The organism is Streptomyces sp. KR55 (assembly GCF_052245645.1).
In the GTDB taxonomy this organism is placed as follows: Bacteria; Actinomycetota; Actinomycetes; order Streptomycetales; family Streptomycetaceae; genus Streptomyces; species Streptomyces flavusporus.
The window spans coordinates 1-9,753 of sequence record NZ_JBQQCE010000375.1 but is presented as its reverse complement, the minus strand read 5'-3'; the positions used below and the strand labels follow the sequence as shown (position 1 = coordinate 9,753).

Annotated in this window: 12 protein-coding genes and 1 pseudogene; 1 reads left to right on the top strand and 12 read right to left on the bottom strand. The window is 68.8% G+C overall.

Annotated elements, in window-relative coordinates:
- Nucleotides 1–179: 179 nt before the first annotated feature.
- Together ACTWQJ_RS38120 and ACTWQJ_RS38115 are read right to left on the bottom strand one after the other, a co-directional pair.
- Nucleotides 180–590, bottom strand: coding sequence for a hypothetical protein (locus ACTWQJ_RS38120; RefSeq protein WP_443311019.1), 411 nt, complete (start codon nucleotides 588–590; stop codon nucleotides 180–182).
- 180 nt (nucleotides 591–770) lie between these two features.
- Nucleotides 771–2,015, bottom strand: a complete 1,245-nt coding sequence (locus ACTWQJ_RS38115) for a helix-turn-helix domain-containing protein (RefSeq protein WP_443311018.1) — start codon at nucleotides 2,013–2,015, stop codon at nucleotides 771–773.
- Between the two features lie 359 nt (nucleotides 2,016–2,374).
- Here ACTWQJ_RS38115 and ACTWQJ_RS38110 point away from each other — a divergent pair, with 359 nt between their 5' ends.
- Complete coding sequence (locus ACTWQJ_RS38110; protein ID WP_443311017.1) at nucleotides 2,375–2,695, top strand: DUF6300 family protein; 321 nt, start codon at nucleotides 2,375–2,377, stop codon at nucleotides 2,693–2,695.
- A 78-nt stretch (nucleotides 2,696–2,773) separates the two neighbouring features.
- Here ACTWQJ_RS38110 and ACTWQJ_RS38105 read toward each other — a convergent pair whose 3' ends face one another.
- From ACTWQJ_RS38105 to ACTWQJ_RS38060, 10 genes and pseudogenes are all read right to left on the bottom strand, one after another.
- Entirely contained in the window at nucleotides 2,774–3,094 is a 321-nt protein-coding gene (locus ACTWQJ_RS38105) for a hypothetical protein (protein ID WP_443311016.1), read from the bottom strand.
- A complete protein-coding gene (locus tag ACTWQJ_RS38100) occupies nucleotides 3,091–3,276 on the bottom strand; it encodes a hypothetical protein (protein ID WP_443311015.1) in 186 nt (61 codons plus the stop codon). Before ACTWQJ_RS38100 ends, ACTWQJ_RS38105 begins: the two co-directional genes overlap by 4 nt.
- 12 nt (nucleotides 3,277–3,288) lie before the next feature.
- The gene (locus tag ACTWQJ_RS38095; protein WP_443311014.1) at nucleotides 3,289–4,209 is read right to left on the bottom strand and encodes an N-acetylmuramoyl-L-alanine amidase; all 921 of its coding nucleotides are present in this window, start codon (nucleotides 4,207–4,209) and stop codon (nucleotides 3,289–3,291) included.
- The gene (locus ACTWQJ_RS38090) at nucleotides 4,209–4,481 is read right to left on the bottom strand and encodes a hypothetical protein (RefSeq protein WP_443311013.1); all 273 of its coding nucleotides are present in this window, start codon (nucleotides 4,479–4,481) and stop codon (nucleotides 4,209–4,211) included. Before ACTWQJ_RS38090 ends, ACTWQJ_RS38095 begins: the two co-directional genes overlap by 1 nt.
- Before the next feature lie 19 nt (nucleotides 4,482–4,500).
- Nucleotides 4,501–4,812 carry a hypothetical protein gene (locus ACTWQJ_RS38085; RefSeq protein WP_443311012.1) on the bottom strand — a complete coding sequence of 104 codons (312 nt, stop codon included), beginning with the start codon at nucleotides 4,810–4,812 and terminating at the stop codon, nucleotides 4,501–4,503.
- A 2-nt stretch (nucleotides 4,813–4,814) separates the two neighbouring features.
- Nucleotides 4,815–5,027: a hypothetical protein gene (locus ACTWQJ_RS38080; RefSeq protein WP_443311011.1), complete on the bottom strand. Its 213-nt coding sequence runs from the start codon at nucleotides 5,025–5,027 to the stop codon at nucleotides 4,815–4,817.
- 68 nt (nucleotides 5,028–5,095) lie between these two features.
- The gene (locus tag ACTWQJ_RS38075) at nucleotides 5,096–5,593 is read right to left on the bottom strand and encodes a hypothetical protein (RefSeq protein ID WP_443311010.1); all 498 of its coding nucleotides are present in this window, start codon (nucleotides 5,591–5,593) and stop codon (nucleotides 5,096–5,098) included.
- Nucleotides 5,590–6,063 carry a hypothetical protein gene (locus ACTWQJ_RS38070; RefSeq protein ID WP_443311009.1) on the bottom strand — a complete coding sequence of 158 codons (474 nt, stop codon included), beginning with the start codon at nucleotides 6,061–6,063 and terminating at the stop codon, nucleotides 5,590–5,592. The genes ACTWQJ_RS38075 and ACTWQJ_RS38070 overlap by 4 nt, the downstream gene beginning before the upstream one ends.
- A gap of 15 nt (nucleotides 6,064–6,078) precedes the next feature.
- A complete protein-coding gene (locus tag ACTWQJ_RS38065; protein WP_443311008.1) occupies nucleotides 6,079–8,793 on the bottom strand; it encodes a carbohydrate binding domain-containing protein in 2,715 nt (904 codons plus the stop codon).
- A gap of 15 nt (nucleotides 8,794–8,808) precedes the next feature.
- A pseudogene (locus tag ACTWQJ_RS38060) lies at nucleotides 8,809–9,753 on the bottom strand (hypothetical protein); the annotation flags it as partial.

Genomic DNA, 9,753 nt, shown 5'->3' with positions numbered 1-9,753 from the left:
CACCAAGACCCCGTCCCGGCTTACCGTGTACACCTCGATGGTCATCTTGTCCCCCCGTGTGCGTTCCTCGCCGGGGGCGGTAGCGTTTCTCATGTCGACGCTCCCTCTCAGGTTTGAGCGTTGGCCGCGCCCCGGGGCCGTCGCGAGCGGTCGCCGGGGTTCATGTTCGCGACCGGGTGTCATGCTCCCGGCGCGGATGCGACGGGGCGGTTGTTGTTCCAGACGTTGGCGATGAAGGCGTGGTGTGTGGCGAGCCATGTGTCCAGCTCGTCTTGCTCGTGATTGCCCAGGCCGCACATGCTGCGCATGGGGGTGACGATGCCCTGTGCCTGCTGAGACTCGATGAGCTCCACCAGGCGGGCCCACTGGGGGCGTACGGCGGTCGGCCAGGTAACGCTGACGGCGTCGACCAGTTCGGCCGCCACGTCCCAGTCCCGGGCCGCCGCGTACTGGCGCAGCGGGTCAAGGACTCTGTCCGTCTCGCCGGATGGGGTGCACGCGTACAGGACGACGCGTGCCCGCTGGATGACGCCGGCGGCGGCGTCTGCGAGGTTCCTGCGCCGGTTCAGGTCGGCTTGTGTCCTCTGCATGCCTGTAACGGTCTCGCTACAGGCGGTGGGCATGAAGAAACGCCCCGTACGACTTCGCGGATTGCTTCATCCGCGAGTCGTACGGGGCGTATCGCTTTGAGCTGTGACGCGTCCTCAACTCGTACGGGGCGTATGAGCATTGAGCGCGCCGAGCGCCAATACTCTTACGCTGCGTACGAGTTACAGCGCGGTCTTAGCGGTGGCGGGCAGGAAACCGCTCGCGCCGGCCGGTGCGACGCCGATCAGCTCGGACACCCGCCGCAGCCGCGCCGTGCTCGCCTTGCCCACCTTCTGCACGATGACGCTCGGGAGGGCCTGGTGCTTGCCCCACTCCGGGGCCTGCGTGAGGGCCTCCTCGAGCACGTCGAGCGCCGGGTCCCACATCTTGGCGTCCGCGTAGGCCATGGCCTTGTCCATCGCGTACCGGTTGCGAGCAGCACCTGACAGGGCCTCAAGGTCGTCGTCGTGGATGCCCTTGATCAGCGTAAGTGCCTTGCCCGTGTTGCCCAGGGCCACATTGATGCCGACGGCTTGGGTCGTGGCGGACACCGGCCCGAACAGGGTGCCGTGCGCCCGCACTTCGCTGCCCAGCCGAGCGCCATAAGCGTGCGACTGACTGAGATAGTCCGCGGCCCGGTCTTTGTTCCCCATCCGGGAGGCGACCACGGCAGCGAAGTTGACGTGGCTGCCGTACGCGACGAGTTCCTCCTCGGTGGCCCGGGAGAAGCGCGGCTCGATGTCCACGGCCGCCTTCTCCGCCAGCTTCAGGGCCTCCGGCAGACGGGCATCCCGCAGGTACACCCACGCGCGGCCGGACGTCACGAGCGCCTGACGCAGCTCGTCCGCGCCCGCCTGTGCGGCTGCCTGGGACTGGCCGATCGCCGCGTACGCCAGGTCCCGGTTGCCCATCAGGTTCGCCACGTACCCGGCGATCCGGTACGCGTCCGAGAGCACACCCCACGCCGCCGCCTGCTCCCCCACCGGCTGATCCCGGAGCCGGGCCGCCGCCGAGGTGATGAACGGCGCCGCAACCGCGCCGGCCTCCGCGTACCGGCCTGCCCAGTACAGCTCCCAGCACCGGCCGGTGATCTCGGTGAGCTCGTCGAGTGTGGCGGCTTCGGCGTCGTCGGGCAGGAGGCCGGCGGCGGTGTCGTGGACGGCGCGGGAGAGGTCGCGCATCATGGTGCGGTCTTCCTGCTCCATGGCGCGGCGCGGTGCCTGCTGGCCGAGGATGACCGAGGTGTCGACGCCGAGCGAGGCTGCGATCTTCATGAGGGTTGGGAGGGTGAGCCGCTTGTCCTGCTCGGCTTGCTGGATGGTGGGCAGCGAGAGGCCGGTCATCTCCGCGAGGTCGGACTGCCGGATCTCCCGACCGCGGAGGATCTTGATGCGCTCACCGTTCGAGTAGTCACTCCACCGGGGCATACTGGTCTCCATTCCTAGCGTCCACTAGGAACGGTACCCCCGCGTAGCAACGGGCGTACCGGCTACGGGCCTTGCGGTCACCAAGCCGTAAGGCCCGCGGCGTCTCGGGGCCCCGGCCAGCGAAGGGGGATACGCGGCCGGGGCACCGAATGCAGCACCCAACGTTGCCTCGCGCAGGGGCCACCCCATCGCCCCCGGGAGGCGCCGGACCCCGGGGAGGGGACGCCGGTGAGGCGATGGGCGACAACAATGCGCCAAGGCGGCCAGAATGCGCAATGCATCGGACACAACCCGCGCACCTCTTGACCACATTCCCCCCACAGGCTTTTGATGGCGACCCAGCACAGGGGAGGTCTGGCATGCACCGCGATATGTTCCAGTTGTCGTCTGACCATCCGCCGTGCGGTCGCTGCCTCGCGGACGACGTGATCGTCACGGGAAACATGCCCGTAACGGGGGCATTCGGGCAGCCGATCGTCATTCAGCTATGTCCCCACTGTGACGCCGATGCGCCGGCGGGCGGCGCACTGGTGAGGTTCTTCCGCGAGGGCGGAGGCAAGGAAGACCCGCCCCGGACCGAAGAAGCCGCCCGGCTGATGTTCGCGTGGATGCGGGAGGCCATGGCCGTTCACGGCTACGGGTGGATGCCCACACCCGGAGGCGGTCCGAGCCTGTCGTGAGTGCCGCCCGCCGCCCAAGCCCCAGGGCATGACGAAACCCCGCCGCCCGCGCGAGGCGGACGGCGGGGGTGTGGTCGTTCAGCGGGTGACGATGAGACCGATCACACTGACGAGCAGGGCGCCGACCGTGGCCAGTGCACCGAGCACCGGCAAGGGGAAGCGGCGCTCCTCCAGGGCGTCGACCTTCGCCCGCAACGGCTTCACCTCGTCTTCGCGGATCTTCTGGAGCTCGGCGTCCATGTCGGCGCGCAGCTGGCGGACGTCGGCGTCCGTACGGTTGGTTCGTTCGACGAGCACTCCGAGCGCGCCCTTGATGTCAGCCAGACCCGTGTTGATCTCCCCCCGTAGCTGAGCGAGCTCGACTGCCAGGTTCGTCGCCGGGTCCGGGGCCGTGGTCATGCCGAGTCCTTGGGCTCCCGGTTCGGCACCTTCCAGACGACCCCGAGCGCGCCTAGCGCGATCAGCGCCGCGGTGACGCCCTCGGCGGACGTCACGGTGCCGTCATGCATCGCGGTCCCGAGCGAGCCGGCCCCGGCCGCCACGGCGGCGACGACCGCCTTCCAGTACTTCGAGATCTGCATGGTGTCCTCCGGTCAGGAGCTGAGGCGGGCGGCGAGCTTGTCAGCGAGGATCTCGGCGAGGGCGTCAGGGCTGACGCTGCCGACGGACAGCGAGTCCACCTTCGCCTTCACGTCGGCGGAGGTCTTGTCGGCCCGGCGGGCGACGATCTCGATGTTCCGCAGGGACGTCTCCATCGAGATGTACGCGTTGGTGTCGGCCGTGTCCGGGTTCGGGTTGTCGATGATGCCGTCCTTCGTGAGCACCTCGACAGCGACCAACTCCTTGATAGCGTCCCGGATCTCGCCGGAGATCCAGGCCTTGTCCTCCGTGGTCAGGGGCATGTCGTCCTCCTGCTGGGGGTTGTCGTCCAGGCGGGCGGCGATCCGGCTGCGCATCGACGCCATCGTGAAGCCGCGCGGGTCCACCTTCCCGGGCTGCCATTCCAGGTGGCCGATGACGGACCGCTCGGTCCAGCCGTGCTCGCGGGCGAGGGCGGCCCCCACCTTCTCGATGGCGAGCAGCTGCTCAGGGGGCCACGGGTCCTCGCCGTCGCCGAGGTTCTCGCACTCGAAGCCGTAGAAGTGCCGGTTGCCGTCGGTGTTGGCCTCGTTGTCCGGCGGCAGGTCCTGCTCTGCGATCACGGCGCGCAGGACGTCGTCGTCGCCGAGGCCGGCGTGGTTGGCGCGGCCGTAGCCGACCAGGTGGACGTGGCCCTGCTTGCAGATCACGCCGTGGCACAGAGGGCCGGGCAGAGACCCGTAGCCCCTGCGGCAGATGTCCACCGTGTAGTCGTGGCCGCGGGTCACGGTGTGGTGGATCATCACGCCGTGCATGGGGCCCCAGGGCCCCTTGTGGTTGCGGTTGTGGTTCCGCCAGTCGCCGTGCTCGATGACCGTCAGGCCCTCGGCGCGCAGGATCGTCAGGAACCGATCCGGGCTGAGCGGCGGGGCCATCACACACGCTCCGGCCACGACCAGGTGCCGGGCTCGGTGCCCTCATGGCGGGAGGTCGCCCAGTGGGTGTCCTCGCCGTCCAGGAGGACCTTGAGGTTGCAGACGTCGGCGGGGTTCCCGGCGAAGGTCCGTACGACGACGGCCGGGTAGCGGTCGCCTTCACGGACGAAGTTGCCGTTGACGCTGTCATGGGCGCGCTGCTGGGTGATGTGCCGGGCGTCGTCCTCCGACAGCCGGTACATCACGATGCGCCCCGGGGTGGGGTGGGGCATGGCAGTCCTCCTTCGAGGGTCAGGCGGGGATCCACACCCCGTCGCGGACGAAGCCGTGCAGGTCGCAGCAGCGCCACAGCAGGGACGGCTCTAGGTGCAGGGGCTCGCGGGAGACGAGCGTGTGGGCGCTCGTACCTGCGGCCACCCAGCAGCCCTCATGGACCTTGCGGTCCTCGGGAACGCCCTCCAGCGCCTTGCACCAGTGCCAGAACGTCGGGTTGGTCTCGTGGGCCAGCCAGCCGAAGTAGATGTCGTCGGTCAGCCGGGTCATGCTGACCATCTCCAGGCCCGACCAGTCCGATGGGGGCGCGCTGCGTTCGGCGGTACCCACGGTCAGCCTCCGATCAGGTGGTGCGCGAGCCAGGCGCAGAACGCGGTGATGGCAGCGACGCCGAGGGGCCGCCAGGGGCGTACGGGGTGGATGCCGGCCGCGCGGCGGAGAAGCTCGGACGCGGTGTCGCCGCGGCGGCGGTTGGCGATGGCCAGGCCCTCGAGGACGGCGAACGATCCAGCGGGGATCGCCCACAGCCACAGGGGAAAGTCCACGTCAACCTCCTGTCGTTCGAGCCGGCCGGCGCCCGCCATCGGCCGGGCACCCCGGATCACGGGTGGGGTCAGGCGGCTGCTTCGTAGGTGTGCGTGATCCGCATCTGGTGGGTAGCGGCAGCCGTTTCGGGCCGCGCGTTCGTCCATGTGTTCAGGCGCGTGTCCGTGGCGCCCTGCGGGAAGTGGATCGAAATACTGGATGTGTTGGAGATGATCAGGCTCTCCCCGCCCCAGCGTTCTGTACCGACGTACTGGGCGACACCGATGGTCGCGAGTCCCGCGTTCGCGCTGTTCGCGGGCAAGCTGAAGGTGTAGTTGCCGCTCCCGTATGTGGTGGTGCTGCCCGCGGTCCAATGAATCCCGAGGAACACGGTGCGGCCGACCTTCATGTACCGGCCGACGATGGTGCCGTTGCCGATCGCCGGAGCGGTGCCGCTCGACAACCAGGACGGCGTGTACGCCGTCCAGGCGGCGAGCAGCGAGTTGATCTGATCGCGGATCTCCTGGTTGAGCAGGGCGGCCGTGACGACCTCCCCCACGACCCAGGTCCTCGGCGCGAACGTCATGCCCCGCCCCCGAACATCGCGCTCGTGACTCCTTCACCGACCGGCTGGCCCTGGTCGGGAGACTGCTCTTCGGGCGGCCGGTTCCACGGGTTGGGGTCGTCGGCCTGCCACCAGAACCGCTCCGCAGGCAGTTCCTCGGCGACGGCAGCCTCTGCCGCAGCGACGTCCTCGGGGAAGACGACGACGATCCAGCCGGTGCCGCACTCGGGGCACGCGAACCGCGGGTCCGTGGGCGTGACCACTTGGGCGCTGCCGCAGGGGCAGTCGGCAACCCAGCGGTTGGCGTCGATGCGCGCCCACAGCTGGATACCGAGCAGCGTGCCGGTCGGCGGCTCGATGCGGCGCTGCTGCCTCATCTCGTACCAGCGCAGGCACAGCTCGGCCGGCGGCACGAGCGCCCACGCGTCTGGGGGCAGCGGCGGGGGCGGCAGGTAGAAGGTCTCGGCCCGCTGCACGGGGATGTCCGGCACCGGCGCGCTCCTCTCTCAGTAGGCCAGGCGCGTCGTGGAGCCGAGCACGCTGTAGGTGGGGTCGTCGAGGACCCACACGCTGTCGGTCTGCGCTCGGGACGTGTGGAAGTCGAGCAGGTGCTGGCTCTCCGAGATGCGCTCGCTGTAGCCCTCGGCCACTACGGTCGCTGTCGGGGCCGGCGCCTGATCGGGGAGCCCGGTCAGGCCGAGGACGGTGGACACGTCGACATCGAGCAGTGCCCGGTAGGTGGCCAGCGGCATCGAGTAGGCCTGGATCGGTACCTGCCGGATCTCAGGGGGCGTCTCTGAGTACCTGCTGATGAGCCAGTTCGCCGCGTCGGCCACGCTGTTGTCGCTGGCCTTGAGCAGCGACAGTGTCCGCGGCTTGGGACCGTACGTGTCGAGCGCGGCTTGGTTGATGATCCGCTGGGTGGCGCCCTCCGGCCGGCTCGCCACCACCGTGTTGACCATCTTCTGGTCGTCGTCCGCGAGCGCGACGTCGTCGGTCTCCAGGTCCGCGTAGGCGAGCGATACCGCGGGCGTCGGGTTATAGCGCAAGTCGCGGGACTGGAAGACCAGGCCCACCACCGAGCGGGAGGCCAACAGCTTGCCCGATTCGGTGGTCTCGACCTCCCTCATGTGCGTCAGCGCGGAACTGCCCAGCTGCGCCTGGCTCGCCATGGCGTCGAACACCGTGCCCTGTGTGGTGACAGGGAGACGGACGTAGGAGGCGAGGCGTGCCATGCGCGCCGCCGCGCTCTCACCCGTGTGCCCGGTCGTGCCTGTGGTGTAGTGGCCGGCGAGCTCGGCAGCGGTGACCGACCGGCAGTAGACCGCGACGTGGGCGATCGTCCCGTTCCACAGGCGGGCGCCCTGGTATCCGCCCACGGTCAGCAGCCGCAAGTCGGTTCCGTTGAACGCGGTCAGGCTGTAGCTGACGCCGTCGATGTACAGGACGTTTTCGAACTCGTTGTACACCAGATGGTGCAGGTTGCCGTCGGCCAAGTTCGGAGTGGCGAACACATAGGTCTGCGTGCCCTGGGCTCCCTGGTCCTTCTCCACCACGAGTTTGCCGGTGCCGGATTCCAACAGGATCACCAACTCGGTGGCGCCGTCGGACGAGGCCAGCCCAATCAGCACACGGCCGTTGGTGCTGGTGGAGAACCACGCTTCGGCGCGCACGCGGAACGACTCGTTCGCGGCAACGAACGACGGGCCGAGGTCGGCGCTAAGGTACTTTCCGGCTGACGAGCTGGCGGGCGTGAACACCGGCGCCAGCAGGCCGTTGGGGCCGGTGTCTGCGGCGAACTCGAGGGTGCCGCCGGATCTTGCCTGGGTGACGGCGAGGGTGCCCACCGCGGCCGTGCCGGACAGGTCGCCGGCGGTCGCCGCGCCGGCGTCCTCAGTCAGCGGGTAGTACGCGGTCGGGAGGTCGAGCAGAATCTCCTGCGACAGCATCGGCAGCAGCTCGTCTTCGAGGTCCGACCATTTGAAGACGTCCGTGCAGGTGATCGTCACCTTCGACTGGAGGCCGTGCCACTTGACGGGCCAGTTGTTGACCATGCCGACGAATCGGGGGTGGACCTGCGCCCCGTCCAGCGTGGTGAACGCGGTCGGCGTCGAGCCTTCCTCGACCTGCGCCGCGTCCATCCACACTTGGTGTCCGCTGGTGGGAATCGCGCTCGGTCGTATGCGCACCTGGTGGCTGGTGGCGGTTGCTGTGAAGGTCACGCTGATCCGCTGCCACTGGTCGAACAGGGTGCTGTCGGCGCCGATCGCCCCGCCGGCCTGGGTGAGGCGGACCGTGGAGTGACCGGTCGGTACCCACACATACGCGCTGAACGTGTAGGTCTGCCCGATGGTCAGCCCCACCATGGCGTCGGAAGTCACGGTCTGGCCGTCGATGCCGCCCCAGGTGACCTGCATCGAGGACGCGCCGCGTTGGGCCCGTGTGGTGGAGCGGGCCACAACAGGTGTGCCACTACTCGCCCAGTTGGAGACGGACGTCTCGAAGTCGCCGTTCGCCAGGTGGTTGAGCGGCAGGGGGCTGCTGCCCTCCCACAGCTGCACCGCGTCGATCCAGCACTGAGTACCGGCCGTCGGTGTGCCCACGGTCTGGATCAGGAACCGGTGCTGTGTGTCGGTGGCCGTGAATGTGTAGACGAGCCGCTGCCACTGGTCGTTGAGCGTCGACGCAGTTCCCAGAGCCATGCCCAGGATGTACGGGAAGACGGCTGGCGCGCCGGTCGGTACCCACACATAGGCGCTGGCGGTATAGGTCTGGCCGATGTCCAGCCCGTACACCTCGGTGAAGACGGCCTGTCCGGCGGGGCTGCCCCAGGTGACGCGCATGGCCTGCGAGCCGTGCTTCACGTGCGTGGCGTCCTGGGCGATCGCCGGGCTGGCGGTCTTGTCCCAGTCCGCCAGCCCGGATTCGAAGCTGGGGTTGGTGATCAAGTTCTGATCGGCGGAGACGACCCGCAGACGGATCGGCACGTTCTTCTTCACGTTCGGGGAGTACGGGCCGGACCGTTCCGGGGTGAATCTGCCGTCGCTGTTGTCGAGGGTCAACGTGGCCGTCCCGGACTCAGTCTGCGACAGCTCATCGTGGGCGCCACGCTCGATGCCGACCCCGGCGAGCTGGTCGACGTACCGGGTGATGTCCGTCCACACGGGCGATGCCGAGATGATGCTGTAGCCGAACGCCACCTCGGCGATGAGACGCGCCACACCGTCCTCCGCTTGTCAGGCCAGGCCGAGGCTGGCGCCGCCCATGTCCCGCTTCAGCTCCAGCAGGCCCTTGCGCACGGTGCGCCACACGGCCTGAGGGTCGGACGCCGGACCCACCTCGACATGCAGGTGCACGACCATGCCGCCGCCCCGACCGCCGGCCACGGTCGCGCGGCCGACCACGGGGCGAGTGGAGGCAACCCGCTGACTGACGACCCCGAGCGCCCTATCGACTTCCGGCAGGGCCTCGACCAGGCCGCGCGCCAGGCCCTGAGTGGAGAAGGCGCCGAGCTCGGCCATCACCTTGCTGGGGCTCTTGATGCCCAACGCCTTCCGGAGGGACGCCTGCATGCCCTTGGCGATCTTCAGCATGAGGTCTTCGATGGCCTTCTCCTGGGAGATCAGACCGCTGAGGAAGCCCTTCGACGCGTTCTTGCCGGAGTCATACAGCAGGTCGGCGCCGGTCCGGCCGAGGTTCTTTGTCGACTTGTCCAGCTGCGACTGCATGCTGTTGATCTCGTTGAAGGTCGCCTTGTCGGCGCCGACGAGCGCACTCGCGTAGGCGTACCCGGCCTCGGGGCCCATGTTGAGGATCTGCCGCAACAGACCTTTGTGGAGGCCCTTCTTGGCGAGGATCTTGATGTAGGCGGTGAACTGCCGCACCTGAGAGAGCTTCTGCGCCAGGCCGCCCTTGATGCCACCAGCGGTGATCTTGTCGGGCTCCATACCGAGGTTGGACAGGCTCGCGCCCTGGCGGGCGTTCGAGGTGACATCGCTGGCGAACCTCTTGGCCTCGGCGATCCGGGAGGCGATCTTGTCCCGCTTGGCTGCGGCATCGAGCAGCTTCTTCGTCTGCCGGTCGACCAGGCCCAGCAGGGCCGTTTCCTTCCCGCCGGAAAACGCGGTGCGGATGTCCTTCGCCAGGTCCTTCGCCGTCGCCTTGATCTTGTCGCGGGACCT